Origin of the sequence: uncultured Oscillibacter sp., from assembly GCF_900544955.1 — a bacterium.
GTDB lineage: Bacteria > Bacillota > Clostridia > Oscillospirales > Oscillospiraceae > Oscillibacter.
Map to the genome: position 1 here is coordinate 16555 of NZ_UQXD01000026.1, position 16673 is coordinate 33227.

The 16673-nt window shown below is 66.4% G+C and carries 20 protein-coding genes; 17 read left to right on the forward strand and 3 right to left on the reverse strand.

Features of this window, described 5'->3' with window-relative positions:
* Positions 1-20: 20 nt before the first annotated feature.
* Together QZS21_RS07425 and rpmB are read right to left on the reverse strand one after the other, a co-directional pair.
* Complete coding sequence (locus tag QZS21_RS07425; RefSeq protein ID WP_295581907.1) at positions 21-233, reverse strand: DUF6485 family protein; 213 nt, start codon at positions 231-233, stop codon at positions 21-23.
* Between the two features lie 61 nt (positions 234-294).
* Positions 295-483: a 50S ribosomal protein L28 gene (gene rpmB / locus QZS21_RS07430; RefSeq protein WP_295581908.1), complete on the reverse strand. Its 189-nt coding sequence runs from the start codon at positions 481-483 to the stop codon at positions 295-297.
* Positions 484-769: 286 nt separating this feature from the next.
* Here rpmB and hprK point away from each other — a divergent pair, with 286 nt between their 5' ends.
* The 11 genes from hprK (at position 770) to QZS21_RS07485 (ending at position 11907) form a co-directional block, all read left to right on the forward strand.
* Positions 770-1723, forward strand: a complete 954-nt coding sequence (gene hprK, locus QZS21_RS07435; protein ID WP_295581910.1) for an HPr(Ser) kinase/phosphatase — start codon at positions 770-772, stop codon at positions 1721-1723.
* 13 nt (positions 1724-1736) lie between these two features.
* On the forward strand, positions 1737-2663 hold the full coding sequence (locus QZS21_RS07440; RefSeq protein ID WP_295581913.1) for an ROK family protein: 927 nt from the start codon (positions 1737-1739) through the stop codon (positions 2661-2663).
* A 19-nt stretch (positions 2664-2682) separates the two neighbouring features.
* Positions 2683-3618: a UDP-N-acetylmuramate dehydrogenase gene (gene murB, locus QZS21_RS07445; protein WP_295581915.1), complete on the forward strand. Its 936-nt coding sequence runs from the start codon at positions 2683-2685 to the stop codon at positions 3616-3618.
* 45 nt (positions 3619-3663) lie between these two features.
* The gene (rapZ, locus tag QZS21_RS07450) at positions 3664-4527 is read left to right on the forward strand and encodes an RNase adapter RapZ (RefSeq protein ID WP_295581916.1); all 864 of its coding nucleotides are present in this window, start codon (positions 3664-3666) and stop codon (positions 4525-4527) included.
* Between the two features lie 11 nt (positions 4528-4538).
* Positions 4539-5594 (forward strand): gluconeogenesis factor YvcK family protein, encoded by a 1056-nt coding sequence (locus QZS21_RS07455; RefSeq protein ID WP_295581918.1) that lies wholly within the window; start codon positions 4539-4541, stop codon positions 5592-5594.
* A 48-nt stretch (positions 5595-5642) separates the two neighbouring features.
* Positions 5643-6542 (forward strand): DNA-binding protein WhiA, encoded by a 900-nt coding sequence (gene whiA / locus QZS21_RS07460; protein ID WP_295581921.1) that lies wholly within the window; start codon positions 5643-5645, stop codon positions 6540-6542.
* A 14-nt stretch (positions 6543-6556) separates the two neighbouring features.
* Positions 6557-7009: a C-GCAxxG-C-C family protein gene (locus QZS21_RS07465; protein ID WP_295581923.1), complete on the forward strand. Its 453-nt coding sequence runs from the start codon at positions 6557-6559 to the stop codon at positions 7007-7009.
* Between the two features lie 40 nt (positions 7010-7049).
* On the forward strand, positions 7050-7502 hold the full coding sequence (locus tag QZS21_RS07470; protein ID WP_295581925.1) for a C-GCAxxG-C-C family protein: 453 nt from the start codon (positions 7050-7052) through the stop codon (positions 7500-7502).
* The gene (locus QZS21_RS07475; RefSeq protein WP_295581928.1) at positions 7499-7930 is read left to right on the forward strand and encodes a DUF3788 domain-containing protein; all 432 of its coding nucleotides are present in this window, start codon (positions 7499-7501) and stop codon (positions 7928-7930) included. Before QZS21_RS07470 ends, QZS21_RS07475 begins: the two co-directional genes overlap by 4 nt.
* 123 nt (positions 7931-8053) lie before the next feature.
* Positions 8054-8374 (forward strand): hypothetical protein, encoded by a 321-nt coding sequence (locus QZS21_RS07480; protein WP_295581930.1) that lies wholly within the window; start codon positions 8054-8056, stop codon positions 8372-8374.
* A 38-nt stretch (positions 8375-8412) separates the two neighbouring features.
* Complete coding sequence (locus tag QZS21_RS07485) at positions 8413-11907, forward strand: DNA polymerase III subunit alpha (protein ID WP_295581932.1); 3495 nt, start codon at positions 8413-8415, stop codon at positions 11905-11907.
* A gap of 37 nt (positions 11908-11944) precedes the next feature.
* Here QZS21_RS07485 and QZS21_RS07490 read toward each other — a convergent pair whose 3' ends face one another.
* Complete coding sequence (locus QZS21_RS07490; RefSeq protein ID WP_295581935.1) at positions 11945-12481, reverse strand: DUF4364 family protein; 537 nt, start codon at positions 12479-12481, stop codon at positions 11945-11947.
* A 165-nt stretch (positions 12482-12646) separates the two neighbouring features.
* On the opposite strand from QZS21_RS07490, the gene QZS21_RS07495 reads away from it, so the two are divergent.
* The 6 genes from QZS21_RS07495 to QZS21_RS07520 all read left to right on the forward strand — a co-directional run.
* Positions 12647-12850 carry a helix-turn-helix transcriptional regulator gene (locus tag QZS21_RS07495; protein WP_295581937.1) on the forward strand — a complete coding sequence of 68 codons (204 nt, stop codon included), beginning with the start codon at positions 12647-12649 and terminating at the stop codon, positions 12848-12850.
* A complete protein-coding gene (locus QZS21_RS07500) occupies positions 12847-13269 on the forward strand; it encodes a hypothetical protein (protein WP_295581938.1) in 423 nt (140 codons plus the stop codon). The genes QZS21_RS07495 and QZS21_RS07500 overlap by 4 nt, the downstream gene beginning before the upstream one ends.
* Positions 13270-13361: 92 nt before the next feature.
* Positions 13362-14438 (forward strand): DUF3048 domain-containing protein, encoded by a 1077-nt coding sequence (locus tag QZS21_RS07505; RefSeq protein ID WP_295581940.1) that lies wholly within the window; start codon positions 13362-13364, stop codon positions 14436-14438.
* Between the two features lie 119 nt (positions 14439-14557).
* Complete coding sequence (locus QZS21_RS07510) at positions 14558-15391, forward strand: hypothetical protein (protein ID WP_295581942.1); 834 nt, start codon at positions 14558-14560, stop codon at positions 15389-15391.
* 115 nt (positions 15392-15506) lie between these two features.
* Positions 15507-16421, forward strand: a complete 915-nt coding sequence (locus QZS21_RS07515; protein ID WP_295581944.1) for a stage III sporulation protein AA — start codon at positions 15507-15509, stop codon at positions 16419-16421.
* Positions 16415-16673, forward strand: a 259-nt coding sequence (locus QZS21_RS07520; protein ID WP_295581946.1) for a hypothetical protein, incomplete at its 3' end; no start/stop codon positions are given. The genes QZS21_RS07515 and QZS21_RS07520, both read left to right, overlap by 7 nt.

A 16673-nucleotide genomic window follows, 5' to 3' on the forward strand; every position in this document is an offset into this window, starting at 1 on the left:
GCTTGTTTTTTGCCGGGGGCTCAGCCCTTCTCCCGGGCGGAGAGCACCCGGCGGGCGAAGGCCTCGATAGAGCAGTCCTCCACCGTCTCGCCGGGGGAGAGCACTAAATCGAAAAAGCAGCTGGGAATCTCCCGCTTGCCCAGCTCCTTTTCAATGCACGGCGTGCACCCCTGGCTGTGGTTTTGGGGGTGGCAGCGGCATTTGATGTTTTTGCAGGGGCAGAACTGCGCCATGGCGGGGGCCTCCTTCCAAAAGAAAATCCCGGACCGAAGTCCGGGACTTTGTTTGTCCAAGTTAGACCGCTCTGGTGACTTTACCGGAACGCATACACCGGGTACAAACATACACATGGCGGGGGGAACCGTCGACGATTGCCTTCACACGCTTCACATTGGGCTTCCAGGGACGATTGGAACGCCGATGAGAGTGAGAAACCTGAATACCGAAGGTCACGCCCTTGTCGCAAAACTCGCACTTAGCCATCCGTTGCACCTCCTTGCTGTTGCGTATTCCGCGCCCTGTCACAGGCACGTCTGATATAATACCAGAAATAATTTGAAAATGCAAGCTTAAATTTCAAAAAAATTACTTTCTTTTTTAATAGGCCTTTTCCCCCTCCCGCCGGGGGAAGGTGTTGCGGAATTGGGCAACATCATATATAATAAAAACCAATTGGACCCGCCGCATGGTTTGCCCGCTCCGCCGGGGCTTTCCGGAGGGGCGGGAGGAGGTGCGGAAGGACCCGCATCGGAAAGGGAGAGGATGTGCCATGAGTGAAAACCGCTTTGAAAACGGCTTGAAAATCACCGCCTTTACGGCGCTGTTCGATTTGGAGGTGCTGAACCGGGGCAGCGACTTCGACACGGCGCTGCTGACCATCACCGACGTGAACCGGCCCGGCCTTCAGTTCCACGATTTTTACGACTATTTCGACCCCCGCCGCCTCCAGGTCATCGGCAAGGCGGAGGTCACGTATTTGAAGAGCCTCACGCCGGAGCGGCGGCGCAAGTGCTTTGACGACCTGTTCCTCTACGACATTCCCGCCCTGGTGATCTCCCGGGGGCTGGACTGCTTCCCGGAGTGCCTGGAGAGCGCCAGGGAGCACGAGAAGACTCTGCTGCGGACCCAGGAGACCACGGTGGACTTCACCAGCCACACCATCGAGTATCTGAACCGGGAGCTGGCCCCCTGCGTCACCCGTCACGGCGTCCTGCTGGACATCTACGGCGAGGGCGTGATGATCACCGGCGACTCCGGCGTGGGCAAGAGCGAGTCCGCCATCGAGCTGATTATGCGGGGCCACCGGCTGGTGGCGGACGACGCGGTGGAGCTGCGGCGCATCTCCAACCAGCTCATCGGCACCGCGCCGGAGGTCATCCGGCACTATATCGAGCTGCGGGGCATCGGCGTGATCGACGTGCGCCAGCTCTTCGGGATGCGGGCCATCAAGGTGGAGTCCCAGCTGGACCTGGTGGTGCACTTTGAGCAGTGGGACCAGAGCAAGTTCTACGACCGCCTGGGCATCGAGGACCACTTCACGGAGATCCTGGACGTGCAGGTGCCCATCATCACCATCCCGGTGCGGCCGGGGCGGAATCTGGCCAGCATCGTGGAGGTGGCGGCCATGAACAACCGCCACCGCAAGTTCGGCTTCAACGCCGCCCAGGAGCTGGCCCGGAAGGTGGACCAGCGGGCGGACGCCGGCAGCCGGCGCCAGATGTGAGGGAGGCGGTCCTATGTATATCGGCATCGACGTGGGCGGCACCAACCTGAAGGCCGGGCTGGTGGACGGCGACGGCGCCATTTTGAAAACCCTCCGGATGCCCCTGGACTTCCAGGGGCCGGAGGCCTTTGCCAAGACCCTGGCGGACCTCTCCCGCTCCCTGGTGGAGGGGGACGTGAGCGCGGTGGAGTCGGTGGGCATGGGGCTGCCGGGGGCCGTGGACGGCGGAGACGTGCTGTTCACCACCAACATCCCCATGGAGCACGTGCCTCTGGAGCAGTTGTTCCGCCGGCATCTGAATTTGCCCCTGCTGCTGGGCAACGACGCGGACTGCGCCGCCGTGGGGGAGTATTTCCTGGGGGCCGGAAAGGGCACCCGGGACTTCGCCGTGGTGACGCTGGGCACCGGCATCGGCGCCGGGCTGATTCTGGACGGACGGCTGCGGGGGGGCCTGGCTTCCAGCGAGGCGGGGCACATGTCCATCTGCCGGGACGGCGGGGCGTGCAACTGCGGCCGCCGGGGCTGCTGGGAGTATTACGCCTCCGCCACCGGATTGATCCGCCAGACCCGGGAGGCCATGGCGGCCCACCCGGAGAGCGCCCTCCACGCCCTGGCGGAGAGGGACGGCTGCGTGGAGGGCCGGACGGCCTTCCAGGCGGCGGCGGACGGGGATGAGACCGCCCTGGCGGTGTGCCGGCAATATGTGGCGTACTTGGCCGACGGGATCACCAACCTGGTGAACATCCTGCGGCCGGAGGCGGTGGCCATCGGCGGCGGCGTGGCCGCCGCGCCGGAGGAGCTGCTGCTGGAGCCCCTGCGGCGCCGGGTGGAGCGGGAGAGCTTTTCCCGCCACGGCGGCCGGACCACCCGCATTGTGCGCTCGGAGCTGGGCAACGACGCGGGCATCATCGGCGCGGCGCTGCTGGGCCGAGTAATCTGAGAATGCGGGAGGTCCTTGCATGGACTGGTATACACAGCTTGACGAGACGATTCAAACCCATTTGCCGGACCTGGTGTGGCTCTGCGACGAGCCCATGAGCCGCCACACCTCCTTCCGCATCGGCGGCCCGGCGCGGCGGATGGCCTGCCCCAAAAACGGGGAGCAGCTGGTGCTGCTGTGGTCCTTTGCGGAGTCCCTGGGCCTGCGGCCCCTGGTGATCGGCAACGGCACCAATTTGCTGGCGCCGGACGGCGGTCTGGACCGGCTGGTGATCGACACCTCCGCCGCCATGACCCGCCTGGAGGCGGGGGAGGACCCCTGCGTGCTGACGGCGGAGGCGGGGGTGTCCCTGGCCCGGCTGGCGGACGCGGCCTGCAAGCAGGGGCTGACGGGGCTGGAATTCGCCCACGGCATCCCCGGTACGGTGGGCGGCGCGGTGTGCATGAACGCCGGGGCCTACGGCGGGGAGATGGCCCAGGTGGTGGAGCGGGTGGACGCCCTGTTTCCCGGGGAGGGGGTCCGCAGCCTCACCCGGGAGGAGCTGGGCTTTGCCTACCGGTGCAGCCTCTTCACGGACCGGCCGGAGGTCACGGTGCTGCGGGCGTCGTTCCGTCTGACCCCCGGGGACGGCGAGGCCGTCCGCCGGCGGATGCGGGAGCTGCTGGAGCGGCGGAAGCAGAGCCAGCCCCTGGAGTGGCCCAGCGCCGGCAGCACCTTCAAGCGCCCCCAGGGCTACTTCGCCGGGACCCTCATCGACCAGTGCGGATTGAAGGGGCTGACGGTGGGCGGCGCCCAGGTCAGCGAGAAGCACGCGGGCTTCGTCATCAACCGCTTCGACGCCACCAGCGCCGACGTGGAGGCGCTGATCCGGGAGATTCAGGACCGGGTGCTGGAAAAGACGGGGGTCCGGCTGGAGCCGGAGGTCCGCATCCTGCGCCGGGAGGGCGGCGCGTAACCGCCTCCGCGCCCCATCGCCATTCCCAGGAAAGGAAGAACCACCATGGAAATCCTCATCATCTCCGGTCTCTCCGGCGGCGGCAAGAGCAAGACCGCCTCCTTTTTGGAGGACATGGGCTTTTATATCGTGGACAACATGCCCGCCGCCATGATTTTGAAATTTGCGGAGTTCTGCGCTGGGGGCAACGGCCGATACGACCGGGTGGCCCTGGTGTACGACGTGCGCACCGGCGCCTCCCCCACGGAGCTGTTCGACGTGCTGGATAAGCTGAAGGCCATGGAGGGCGTGTGCCGGCTGCTGTTTTTGGAGGCCTCTCCGGAGACCATCATCAAGCGGTACAAGGAGACCCGCCGCCGCCACCCCCTCCAGCGCCAGACGGACTCGCTGGAGGAGGCGGTCCGCCAGGAGCGGGCGCTGATGCAGCCCCTCCGGGACCGGGCGGACGTGGTGCTGGACACCTCCCGCACCTCCACCGCCCAGCTCCGGGGCATGCTGCTGCAGCGCTTCGGCAGGGCGGGGGAGCAGGGGGGGATGTCCGTCAGCGTTACCTCCTTCGGCTTCAAGTACGGCCTGCCCCTGGAGGCGGATCTGGTGTTTGACGTGCGCTTCATGCCAAACCCCTTCTATGTGGAGGAGCTGCGCCGCCAGACGGGGCTGGACGGGGCCGTGTCGGACTACGTGTTCAGCTTCCGCCAGACCCAGGAGTACCTCACCAGACTGAAGGACCTATTGGCCTTCTCGCTGCCGCTGTACGCGGAGGAGGGGAAGACGGTGCTGGTGGTGGCTGTGGGCTGCACCGGCGGCCACCACCGCTCCGTGGCGGTGACCCATGCCCTGGCGGAGTTCATCCGGAGCCTGGGGTATCAGGTGTCGGAGAACCACCGGGACATGAGCCGGGACGGCTGAGGGAGGCCGCCATGGAAAATCGCGTGCCCTACCGGCTGCCCAAGGCCCACGGGCCCCGAATCGCCGTCATCGGCGGCGGCCACGGGCTGTCCAACATGCTGCGGGGGCTGAAGCAATACACGGAGAACCTCTCCGCCGTCGTCACCGTGACGGACGACGGCGGCGGCAGCGGGATGCTGCGCCAGGACCTGGGGATGCCGCCGCCGGGAGACATCCGCAACTGCATGGAGGCCCTGGCCAACACGGAGCCGCTGATGAGCGAGCTGCTGCACTACCGCTTCACCGACGGATCTCTGGCGGGGCAGAGCTTTGGAAACCTCTTCCTGGCGGCCCTCAACGGCATCTCCCCCTCCTTTGACGCGGCGGTGTCCCGGATGAGCGAGGTGCTGGCCATCACCGGCAGGGTGCTGCCGGTGACCACGGCGGATGTCCAGTTGGAGGCGGAGTTTGAAAACGGCGCCACGGTGGTGGGGGAGTCCAAGATCTTCTACTGCAAGAAGCAGGAGGACTGCCGCATCCGGCGGGTGCGGCTGCTGCCGGAGAACCCCAGGGCTCTGCCCGCCGCCGCGGCGGCCATCCGGGAGGCGGATATGGTGGTGCTGGGCCCCGGCAGCCTCTACACCAGCGTCATTCCCAACCTGCTGGTGGACGGCATCGTGGAGGCCATCCAGGATTGCGACGGGCTGAAGGTCTACGTGTGCAACGTCATGAGCCAGGAGGGGGAGACGGAGGGCTACACCGTCTCCGACCACATCGCCGCCCTGTTCCACCACTCGGTCCAGGGCCTGTTCGACCTGTGCCTGTGCAACTCCTCCCCCATCCCCAGGGCCGTGGCGGCCCGGTACGCAGAGGAGGGGGCGGCGGCGCTGTACGCCGATCCCGGCCCCTGTGCCGCCCTGGGTGTGGAGGTTCTCAGCCGCCCCATCGCCACGGTGGACAACGGCTTCGTCCGCCACGACCCGGGCCATCTGGCCCGGGAGCTGATTCTCCTCCACGCGGAGCGCAGCGTCCGCATCGCGGGGACGGACATTCACAACGACACCTACCGGGTGGAGAGAGGGCGCTGAGGTCTCGGACGGCCCCGCCCTCCGGCGGAAAAAGGAGAGAACGCGGCCATGTCATTTTCCTTTGAGACGAAAAACGAGCTGTGCCGCCTGCCGGTGCAACGGCTCTGCTGCGCCCGGGCGGAGGCCTACGGCATTCTGCTCTACTGCAACACCTTCAGCCCCACGGAGGTCCGCGTTGTGACGGAGAACCCCAACTTCGCCGGACGGCTGCCCAAGCTGTTCCACCGGGCCTTCGGCCTGCGGTTTGACCGCCGGCCGGAGCCGGGGCAGGAGGGGAAGCTGGTGTTCCAGATCACGGAGCGGGAGAAGATGGACCACATCATCAACCTGCTGGGCTACGACCCCCGGCAGAATCTGGTGCTGCATATCAACTTCGCCATGCTGGAGGAGAGCTGCTGCCGCTCGGCCTTCCTGCGGGGCATTTTCTTCGCCGGGGGCAGCATCACGGACCCCCTGAAGCGCTACCATCTGGAGCTGGCCACCTCCCATCTCCAGGCCAGCCGGGAGCTGGGGGTGCTGCTGCGGGAGGGAGGGTATCCCCCCAAGAGCGTCAGCCGCAACGGCAGCTTTGTCACCTACTTCAAGCAGAGCGACCAGATCGAGGACTTTCTCACCCTCATCGGCGCCCCGGTGGCGGCTATGAACGTCATGTCCGCCAAGATGGAGAAGGACCTGCGCAACAGCGTGAACCGCCGTCTCAACTGCGACAGCGCCAATCTGGACAAGGCGGTGCTGGCGGCCCAGGAGCAGCTGGAGGCCATCCGGCGGCTCCAGGCGGCGGGGATTTTGGAGACGCTGCCGGACAAGCTCCGGCAGACGGCGGCCCTGCGGCTGGAAAACCCGGAGCTGACCCTCAGCGAGCTGGCGGAGGAGTTTGACCCGCCGGTGACGAAATCCTGTTTGAACCACCGCCTGCGCAAGCTGCTGGAGCTGGCGCGGCGGCCGTAAGGGGGGAGAGCGACATGACCCGTGCGGAAAAGGCGGACGTCCTGCGGCGGAGGGATTACAACTGCGCCCAGTGCGTGCTGGCGGCCTTCGGGGACCTGACGGGGCTGCCGGAGGAGACGGCTCTGGCCATTGCCGGGGGACTGGGCGGCGGCATCGGCGGCAGCCAGGCGGAGGCCTGCGGCGCCCTCAGCGGGGCGGTGCTGGCCCTCTCGCTGCTGTACCCCCACACGGGGGAGAACGACCTGGCCGCCAAGCGGCTGGTCTATGAGCGGGCGGCGGAGCTGCGCCGCCGGTTTGCGGAGCGGTTCGGCTGCGTCCGCTGCGGCGAGCTGCTGGCCCGGCCCCCCGCCCCGGCGGACCGGCAGGCGGCGGACCGCCTGCAAAGCCGCCGTATCTGCGCGGTGTTCATCGTGGAGGCGGTGGCGCTGCTGGAGGGACTTTTGCGGGAGGAGGGGCTGTGCCCCTGACCCCGGCTGATTTTACCAAGGTAAAGAGGAGAGAACCATCATGGATCGCTGTGCAATGGCCTATCAATATCATAAAGACGGATACAACTGTGCCCAGGCGGTGGCGTCGGCCTTCGGGGACGTGCTGGGCATGACCACGGAGCAGATCGCCCCCATGGCCGGGGGCTTCGGCGGCGGCGTGGGCGGCAGCCACCAGGAGCTGTGCGGCGCCCTCAGCGGCGGCGTGCTGGTGCTGAGCCTGCTGCACCCCCACACCCAGGCCGGGGACGCGGCGGGGAAGCAGCGGGTGTACGCCCTGGTGAAGGACTTCCGGCAGCGGTTTTCCGCCGTCTTCGGCCCCACCCGCTGCGGCGAGCTGCTGGAGGCCCGCCCGGGCGTCACGGACCAGACTCCCGCCGCCGCCCGGCTGGGCATCACCACCCACTGCAACATCATGATTGTCACCGCTGTGGAGATTTTGGAGCAGATGCTCCGGGAGGAGGGCCGCCTGTGACCTGGAAAGAGATTTATCCCCAGACCGCCCAGCCCACGCTGGCGGAGGTGGACGCCTATGCGGCAAGCCCGCTGTGGGAAGCGCTGCGCGCCTACCTGGCGGAGGCCTACGGCGCGGAGCCCCGGCTGGAGTACAGCCGCTGCGGCCTGGAGCCGGGTTGGAACGTGAAGTTCCGGAAGGGGAGCAAGGCCCTGTGCACCGTGTACCTCCGCCCCGGGTACGTGACGGCCATGGTCTCCGTCGGGGCCAGGGACGAGGCGGCGGCGGAGGGGGTCCTGCTGACCTGTACGGAGGCGACCCAGGCCCTGTACCGGGCGGCCGCCCCCTCGAAGATGGGCCGCTGGCTGATGATCGACGTCACCGGCCCGGAGGTCCTGGAGGACGTGAAGGCGCTGCTGGCGGTGCGGGTCAGGCCGGCGAAGCCCTGAGGGGCGCTGCGGCGCTGCGAGTGGTACAGCCCGCTGCCGCCGGAGCGGGTCCGGGCCCGGCTGCTGGTCTTGGGCGGGCCGCGGAGACACGCCGGAGACCCGTGGGGTGGGCCTGGGCTTCTGGTGAAGGCGCTGCCGGACGGGCGGTTTTCCCTGCTGAAAACCGGAGGCGCCTGGGCGCTGCGGCCCCAGTTTCCCTTTGTGGGCACGGTGACGCCCTGGGGGACGGGGAGCCTGATCGCCGGGGACTTCTCCATGCCGCGGAGCGGCTGGGGGCTGCTTGCCCTGCTGGGGACCGCGGCGGCCATCGCGGCCGCGGCCATAGGCGTTCCCCCGCCGGCGGCCCTGGCAGGGGTGCTGCTGTGGCTGGCCCTTGCCCGGGTCTCGCCGGATGGGTGGGCGGCGACCCCAGCAATCCGCGCCGCCGGGAGACGCTGGCTTTGATTGAAGAGGAACTGTTGAGAGAATAAGGGGGGGGTCCCATGTCCTTCGTCCATTTACACGTCCATACCGAGTTCAGCTTGCTGGACGGCGCCTGCCGCATCAAGGATTTGCCGGAGGTGGTGAAATCCATGGGGCAGACCGCCTGCGCCGTGACGGACCACGGCGTGATGTACGGCGCCATCGACTTCTACCGGGCCTGCAAGGAGGCGGGGGTCAAGCCCATCATCGGCTGCGAGGTGTACGTCACCCCCCGGGGCCGCTCCCGGTTTGACAAGGTCCACGAGTTCGACGCGGAGAGCCGCCATCTGGTGCTGCTGTGCGAGAACGAGGAGGGCTACCGCAACCTCTCCTACATGGTCTCCATGGCCTGGACGGAGGGGTTTTACGTCAAGCCCCGGGTGGACCTGACGCTGCTGCGAAAGCACAGCGGGGGGCTCATCGCCCTCAGCGCGTGCCTGGCGGGGGAGATTCCCCGGCTGCTGCGCAACGGGGAGTACGACAACGCCAAGGCCTACGCCCTGGAGTTGGGGGACATCTTCGGCCCCGGGCGGTTCTACCTGGAATTGCAGGACCACGGCATCCGGGACCAGGCGGTGGTGAACCAGGGGATTCTGCGGCTCCACCAGGAGACGGGGCTTCCCATGGTGTGCACCAACGATGCCCACTACCTGCGCCGGGAGGATGCGGAGTCCCACGACGTGCTGCTGTGCATCCAGACCGGCAAGACCCTGGACGACGAGAACCGGATGCGCTACGAGCCCCGGAACTTCTACCTGCGCAGCGAGGAGGAGATGGCGGCCCTGTTCTCCGGCTACGAGGGCGCCCTGGAAAACACCGCTAAAATCGCGGACATGTGCCACCTGGAATTCACCTTCGGCAAGTACCACCTGCCGGAATTCCAGCTCCCCCCGGGCTACGACGGCTTCTCCTACTTGAAAAAGCTCTGCGACGAGGGCTACCGGGCCCGCTACGGGGAGAACGAAGAGTACCGGGGCCAGCTCCAGTACGAGCAGGACATGATTGAAAAGATGGGCTTTACGGACTACTTTCTCATCGTGTCCGACTTTGTGCGCTACGCCCGGGAGGCGGGTATCCCCGTGGGGCCGGGGCGGGGCAGCGCCGCCGGGTCCATGGTCAGCTACTGCCTGGGCATCACCGACATCGACCCCATGCAGTACAGCCTCTATTTCGAGCGGTTTTTGAACCCGGAGCGGGTCTCCATGCCGGATATCGACATGGACTTTGGCGACACCCGCCGGGGGGAGGTGGTGGACTACGTCCGCCGCAAGTACGGGGACGACCACGTGGCCCAGATCGTCACCTTCGGCACCATGGCCGCCCGGGGCGTCATCCGGGACGTGGGCCGGGTGATGAACATCCCCTACGCCGAGGTGGACCAGATCGCCAAGCAGGTGCCCAACGCCCTCCACATCACCCTGAAGGATGCCCTGCGGCTGAGCAAGCCCCTCAGCGACCTGTACGACAGTGACGAGCAGGTGAAAAAGCTCATCGACACCGCCCGGGCGCTGGAGGGGATGCCCCGCCACGCCTCCACCCACGCCGCTGGCGTGGTCATCACCAAGCGGCCGGTGTACGAGTACGTGCCCCTGGCGAAGAACGACGACGCGGTGGTGTGCCAATACGTCATGACCACCCTGGAAGAGCTGGGCCTTTTGAAGATGGACTTCCTGGGCCTGCGGAACCTGACGGTGCTGGACGACGCGGTGAAGATGCTGCAAAGAGCGCAGCCGGACTTCCGGCTGGAGGACATTCCGGAGGACGACCGGGAGACCTTTGAGATGATCTCCCGGGGCCAGACCTCCGGTGTGTTCCAGATGGAGTCCACCGGCATGACCGGCGTGTGCGTGGGCCTCAAGCCCCAGAACATCGAGGATATCACTGCCATCATCGCCCTCTACCGCCCCGGCCCCATGGATTCCATTCCCCGGTTCATTGCCTGCAAGCAGAACCCCAAGCTCATCCAGTACAAGCACCCCTCCCTGAAGCCCATCCTCTCCGTCACCTACGGCTGCATCGTCTATCAGGAGCAGGTCATCCAGATCTTCCAGCAGCTGGCGGGCTACTCCCTGGGCCAGGCGGACATGGTGCGCCGGGCAATCTCCAAGAAGAAGGCCGCCCAGATTCAAAAGGAGAAGGACGCCTTCATCAATGGTGACAAGGAGAGAAACATTACAGGATGTGTGGCCAACGGCATTCCCCGGGAAACGGCGGAGGCCATCTACCAGGAGATCTACGACTTCGCCAACTACGCCTTCAACAAGGCCCACGCCGTCAGCTACGCCGTGGTGGCCTACCAGACGGCCTATTTCAAGTGCCACTTCCCCCGGGAGTACATGGCGGCCCTGCTGACCAGCGTGCTGGACAACTCCGACAAGGTGGCGGGGTACATCAGCGAGTGCCGGGACTGCGGCATCGCCCTGCTGCCCCCGGACATCAACCGCTCCTCCGACTGCTTCACCGTGGAGGAGGGGGGCATCCGCTTTGGCCTGGTGGCCATCAAAAACATCGGCCGGGGCTTTATCCAGGCGGTGATGCGGGAGCGGGAGGGGAACCCCTTCACCTCCCTCACCGACTTCTGCCAGCGGATGACCGGCAGCGAGATGAACAAGCGGGCGGTGGAGAATCTGATCCGCTCCGGCGCGTTCGACGGCATGGGGGCCAGGCGCTCCCAGCTGATGAAGGTCTATGAGCGGGTGATGGACGCCGCCGCCGACCAGCAGCGGAAGAACCTGGAGGGGCAGCTGGACTTCTTCTCCATGGCCTCCGCCGCCGCGGGGACGCCAGTTGCTGTGAAGGAAATCTCCTTGCCGGATATCCCGGAGTTCACCGCCCAGGAGCTGATGACCATGGAGAAGGAGACCACCGGCCTCTACCTCTCCGGCCACCCCATGGACCAGTACCGGGACCAGGTGCGCAAGCTGGGCGCCCCCACCGTCGCCTCCATTCTGGAGGATTTTTCCCAGGAGGGGGGGCCGGTGCGCTTTGCGGACAACCAGCGGGTCACCCTGTGCGGCGTGGTGACCGCCAGCAAGACCAAGACCACCAAGAACAACACCCTCATGGCCTACGTGACGCTGGAGGACGACACCGCCTCCATGGAGCTGCTGTGCTTTGCCCGGGTGCTGGACGCCTGCGGCGCCTATCTGCGGGAGAACCAGGCGGTGGTGGTCCAGGGGAGGCTGTCCGTCCGGGACGAGAAGGCCCCCCAGCTGATGTGCGACTCCGCCTATCCCCTGGGGGACGCGGGAAGCGCCCCGCCGCCCCCCGCCGTCCCCAAGGGGCAGGCGGAGAAGCTGCTGGCGGGGGAGACCCTGTTTTTGAAGTTCCCCTCTCTGGACCATCCGGCGGTACGGCACATGAAGCTGGTATTCGCCATGTTCCCCGGCACCACCCCGGCCAAGCTGGTGATGGCGGACACCCGAAAGGTCTTCGGCGCCTCCGTCCTGCTCCACAGGGCCCTGGTGGAGGAGGCACGGGAGACCCTGGGCGGGGAAAACGTGGTGGTAAAATGAAAAAAGGCGTGTCCGGCGGCTGCCGGACACGCCTTTTTCAGTTCTCCTCCTCGTCGGAGAGGAGCAAGTCCATGATCTTGCTGTAGAGCTTTTCCGGCTCCTTGCGGAACCGGTCCGAGAGCACCTTGGCCATGTCCTCCCGCACCACCATCAATTGCAGGTCCATGACGCTGCCCATGTCGTCGTCCAGGCTGAGGCGGACGGTGTAGGTGCCGTTGTCCCGCTTTTCCGTGGCGGCCCGGACCTGGCTCTTCCGCCGCAGCTTCCGGTTCCAGATGGAGAGGTTCTTGTCGCACCGCAGCCGCACGGAGTAAGGCAGGCTGCTCTCGCAGATCTGGCTGTTGCGCACGCCCTTTTCGGTGATGGCGTACAGCCCCTCCCCGGAGAGGGTCAGGTGCTCGGTCTTCACCAGGTCGTTCAGGCACTCGGAGAAGTCGAAGTAGTCGATGGCGTCGTCGCACATGGTCAAATCCAGCACGGTGTCGAAGGGGATGGGCTGGATGACCCGAGCGGCGATGTAGAGAATCAAAAACTTGATCTCCAGCTTGTCATGGATGAATCCGCGGCCCGCCATGGGGACACCTCCTCTGTTGGGAATCTTCTTTGCCTGTATTATACCGCATTTTTCCGGTGTTTGTATAGCCCAAAATAAAATGGAAAGTTTGCTTGACATTTCTCTTGGACGGTGCTATGCTCCAAGTATGGAAAGCAAACTTTCCATCGAGAGGAGGGAGCGGCTGTGAAAAACCGGCTGGAGGCGCTGCGGAAGGCCCGGGGAATCCGGCAGGAGGAGCTGGCGGAGGCGCTGGAGGTCTCCCGGCAGACCATCGGTTCGCTGGAGAACGGGCGGTATAACCCCTCCATTCTGCTGGCCTTCAAAATCGCCCGGTACTTTGGGCTGTCCATCGAGGAGATCTTTATTGACGAGGAGGATGCACCATGAATAAGAGGAAGCCGGTCTATCTGGCGCTGTTGTGGGCGGGAGTGGCGCTGCTGGCGTGCTGGCTGCTGCTCCGTGGAAACCCGGCATTGACGAATCCGGCGGAGGGGGCGCTGATCGGCGTGGGCTCTGGGCTGTTCGCCATGGGGCTGAGCAATCTGCTGATGCTCCGCTGGGCGGAGAAGGACCCCAAGCAGATGCGCCTGGCGGAGATCGAGTCTGCCGACGAGCGGAACGTGGCCATCCGCCGCCGGGCCAAGGCCCTGTCCGGAGAGGTGCTGCAATGGGTGGTCCTGGCGGCGGCCTGGGTCTCCATCGCCCTGGGCGGCCCGCTGTGGGTCACGCTGACGGCGGTGGGGGTGTTTGTGGGCAAGAGCGTCTTGGAGTTGGTGCTCATGGCCCGCTACCAGCGGCAGATGTGACGCTGGGTGTCGAAAACCGCCGGATTTTGCCTTGACGGTCCCGGAGCGCATTGGTATGATAGGACTATCAATGTGGAGAGGCGGCGACCGGATTGAAAAAACGGATGCAAGCGGTGTTCCTGGCGGCAGCCATGCTGCTGTCCCTGGCGGGATGCGGGAAAGAGGAGGTGCCGGCGGAGCCGGTGCTGGAGCCGGAGCCCATCGAGGCGCCGGAGCCGGAACCGGAGCCCCCGCTGCCGGCGGGCACCAACCCCCTGACGGGCCTGCCCATGGAGCCAGCGTATGAGACCCTCCGCCCGGTGGCCGTCATGTTCAACAATCTGAAGGCGGCCCAGCCCCAGCTGGGGGTCTCTCAGGCGGACATCATCTATGAGGTCCCCGCCGAGGGGGGCATCACCCGAATGCTGGGCCTCTACCAGACGCTGGAGGGGGTGGGAGACCTGGGCAGCATCCGCTCCACCCGGGCCTACTACTTAGAGCTGGCCCTGGGCCACGACGCCCTGCTGGTCCACGCCGGGGGCAGTCCGGAGGCCTACCGGGACATCCCCGCCTGGGGGGTGGACAACATGGACGGCGTGAACGGCGGGTCCGACGCCAAGATTTTCTGGCGGGACGCGGCCCGGCGGAAGAGCGCCGGGTATGAGCACAGCCTGCTGACCTCCGGGGAGAACATTCTGGACTACCTCTCCCGGGGCCGGTTTTCCACGGAGCACAAGGCGGGCTTCTCCTATTCCCAGGCCTTTGCCGAGGATGGCACCCCCGCCGGCGGCACGGCGGCGGAGCACATCGCGCTGAAATTCTCCCCCTACAAGACGGGGACCTTCGACTACGACGGCGCCTCCGGCAAGTACCTGGTGGGCCAGTACGGCACGGAGTACGTGGACGGCAACACCGGCGTCCAGGTGGGGGTCACGAACGTGCTGGTGCTGGAGACGTCCATCTCCGTCATCTCCGGGGACACGGCGGGACGGCTCAGCGTCCGCCTCACCGGGGAAGGGGACGGCACCTTCTTCTGCGGCGGGCGGTCCGTGCCCATCCGCTGGAGCAAGGCGGACCGGAACAGCCCCTTTGTCTACACCCTGGCGGACGGCGGCCCCCTGGTCCTGGGCCAGGGCGTCAGCTACGTCTGCATCATCAGTCCCAAGACCAGCACCCTCACCGTAAGCTGAGGAATGAGGAAGGCGCGCCCATCCGGCGCGCCTTCTTTTTCACCCTTCGGGCGCCGCGGCATACACTGGATTGAAAGAACTCCATTCTTTCATCCAGCTACTTATTAGGAGGTATTGCAATGCCCGAAAAAGTCATGCCCGGTCCCGTTGAGGACGCCGGCGGCATCCGCGAGGCGGTTTGCATCCATACCAGGAAAATTTACGATTCCTGCCGCGATAAAGACTGCATCGAGGACCTGCGTTTCTATCCCAAGCTGCAATATGTGGATGTCATCAACCGAGCGCTGTCCGTCAAGGGCGGCAGCGCCAAGCTGCTGTATGTCTACGTGGATGTGGAGCCCGTCAGCTTCAACCGGGGCTTCTACACCGTGGATATGCGGTTCTTCTACTCCGTCACCCTCCAGGCCTATCTGAGCTGCCCTGCCCCCGTCACCGTGGAGGGCCTGTGCGTGTTCGACAAGCGGGCCATCCTCTTCGGCAGCGAGGGCAACGCCAAGATCTTCTCCTCCGAGCTGCGTACCGGCGAGCCGGACGTCCAGATGATGAAGCGGGCCAACGCCCCCATCGCCGTGGTGGAGGCCGTGGACCCCATCGTGCTGGACGCCCGCATCCTGGACGGCTGCGGCCGCCGGGAGTGCGACTGCGACCTGTGCGAGGTGCCCGCCTTTGTGAACGGGTGCTTCGGCGGGGAGCTGTCCAGCGGTGACGACAGCCGCCGGATTTACGTCACCCTGGGGCAGTTCTCCATCGTGCGCCTGGAGCGGGACTCCCAGCTCCTGGTGCCGGTGTACGACTACTGCATGCCCGACAAGGAGTGCGCCTGCGGCAGCGGCAGCGAGGACCCCTGCTGCATCTTCCGCAACATCTCCTTCCCGGTGGGCGAGTTCTTCCCGCCCAACACCGTGCGGACCCCGGAGAATTACGACGAGGCCAAGTGCTGCTGCTGCAAATGAGCAGGAAAAAAAGCCGCCCGCAAGGGCGGCTTTTTTCCGTCCTCCCGGAACTTTCCGGCATACTCCGGGACGAGCCGTCATAAGGTGGACTAACAAAAGAAAGGGGGAAACGCCCTTGCAGAAGGATTTGAACATCCTGCGGTATGAGGACGCCGCCGCCATTTTGCCGGCGCGGCTGAAAAAACTGGCCCTGGCCCTGCCGGAGGCCCAAAAGGCGGTGGCGGAGGAGTTCCGCCTCCGGGCCGGACAGCCCATGACGGTGCTGCTGCCCGGCGGGGAGGAGCCGCTGGACGTCTTTGTGGAGCCGGAGGAGCTGGAGACGCTGTGCGATCTGGCCACGGAATTTTCCCGCTACGCGGCAGCGGAGACCCTCCGGGAGGGCTTCTTGCCGGTGCGGGGCGGCTTTCGGGTGGGCCTTTGCGGCACGGCGGTGATGAAGGACGGGGTCAACACGAATTTGAAAAACCTCTCCTCGGCGGTGATCCGCATCGCCCGGGAGCGGAAGGGAGTGGCCGCCGCCCTGGCGCCGGAGCTGTTCCGGGACGGGGCGTTTGCCAACACCCTGATTCTCTCCCCGCCGGGGGGCGGCAAGACCACCCTTTTGCGGGATTTGGTGCGCCTGGTGTCCGACGGGGTGGGAGAGCACGGTCCCCGGCGGATCTCCCTCATCGACGAGCGGGGGGAGGTGGCGGTGGTGTACCGGGGGGAGCCCCAGATGGACGTGGGCCGCCACACCGACGTGCTGGACGCCTGCCCCAAGTCTCTGGGCATCCCCATCGTGCTGCGGGCCATGAACCCCCAGATCATCGCGGTGGACGAGATCACCTGCCGGGAGGACCTGGGGGCCATCGCCCAGGCGGCGGGCTGCGGCGTCCGCCTCCTGGCCACCATCCACGCCGCCGACACGGCGGAGCTGCTGCAAAAGCCCCTGTACCGCCGTCTGCTGGAGGACCGGGTGTTCCGCCTGGCGGTGCGCATCCTGCGCACGGAGGAGGGACGGGCCTACCAGGTGGAGGAGCTGCCATGGTGAAGCTGATGGGCAGCGCCTGCATTCTGGCCGGGGGATATCTGGCCCGGCGGACCCGGCTGGCGGCCCTGCGCCGCCGGCGGGAGGCCCTGCGGGACCTGGGGGCGGTTCTGCGGCGGATGGCGGAGGCCATCCGCATGGCCCGGCTGCCCCTGCCGGGGCTGCTTTTATCCCTGGCGCCGCTGTGCGGCGGCGACGTGGCCGCCTTCCTCACCGGCGGGGCGGAGGCCGCCCGGCAGGGCGGGGACCTGCGGG

What these genes read in the sequence shown, in the direction of transcription:
- QZS21_RS07425 (WP_295581907.1), bottom strand. Translation starts at nt 233, where the DNA reads ATGGCGCAGTTCTGCCCCTGCAAAAACATCAAATGCCGCTGCCACCCC.
- rpmB (WP_295581908.1), bottom strand. Translation starts at nt 483, where the DNA reads ATGGCTAAGTGCGAGTTTTGCGACAAGGGCGTGACCTTCGGTATTCAG.
- hprK (WP_295581910.1), top strand. Translation starts at nt 770, where the DNA reads ATGAGTGAAAACCGCTTTGAAAACGGCTTGAAAATCACCGCCTTTACG.
- QZS21_RS07440 (WP_295581913.1), top strand. Translation starts at nt 1,737, where the DNA reads ATGTATATCGGCATCGACGTGGGCGGCACCAACCTGAAGGCCGGGCTG.
- murB (WP_295581915.1), top strand. Translation starts at nt 2,683, where the DNA reads ATGGACTGGTATACACAGCTTGACGAGACGATTCAAACCCATTTGCCG.
- rapZ (WP_295581916.1), top strand. Translation starts at nt 3,664, where the DNA reads ATGGAAATCCTCATCATCTCCGGTCTCTCCGGCGGCGGCAAGAGCAAG.
- QZS21_RS07455 (WP_295581918.1), top strand. Translation starts at nt 4,539, where the DNA reads ATGGAAAATCGCGTGCCCTACCGGCTGCCCAAGGCCCACGGGCCCCGA.
- whiA (WP_295581921.1), top strand. Translation starts at nt 5,643, where the DNA reads ATGTCATTTTCCTTTGAGACGAAAAACGAGCTGTGCCGCCTGCCGGTG.
- QZS21_RS07465 (WP_295581923.1), top strand. Translation starts at nt 6,557, where the DNA reads ATGACCCGTGCGGAAAAGGCGGACGTCCTGCGGCGGAGGGATTACAAC.
- QZS21_RS07470 (WP_295581925.1), top strand. Translation starts at nt 7,050, where the DNA reads ATGGATCGCTGTGCAATGGCCTATCAATATCATAAAGACGGATACAAC.
- QZS21_RS07485 (WP_295581932.1), top strand. Translation starts at nt 8,413, where the DNA reads ATGTCCTTCGTCCATTTACACGTCCATACCGAGTTCAGCTTGCTGGAC.
- QZS21_RS07490 (WP_295581935.1), bottom strand. Translation starts at nt 12,481, where the DNA reads ATGGCGGGCCGCGGATTCATCCATGACAAGCTGGAGATCAAGTTTTTG.
- QZS21_RS07500 (WP_295581938.1), top strand. Translation starts at nt 12,847, where the DNA reads ATGAATAAGAGGAAGCCGGTCTATCTGGCGCTGTTGTGGGCGGGAGTG.
- QZS21_RS07510 (WP_295581942.1), top strand. Translation starts at nt 14,558, where the DNA reads ATGCCCGAAAAAGTCATGCCCGGTCCCGTTGAGGACGCCGGCGGCATC.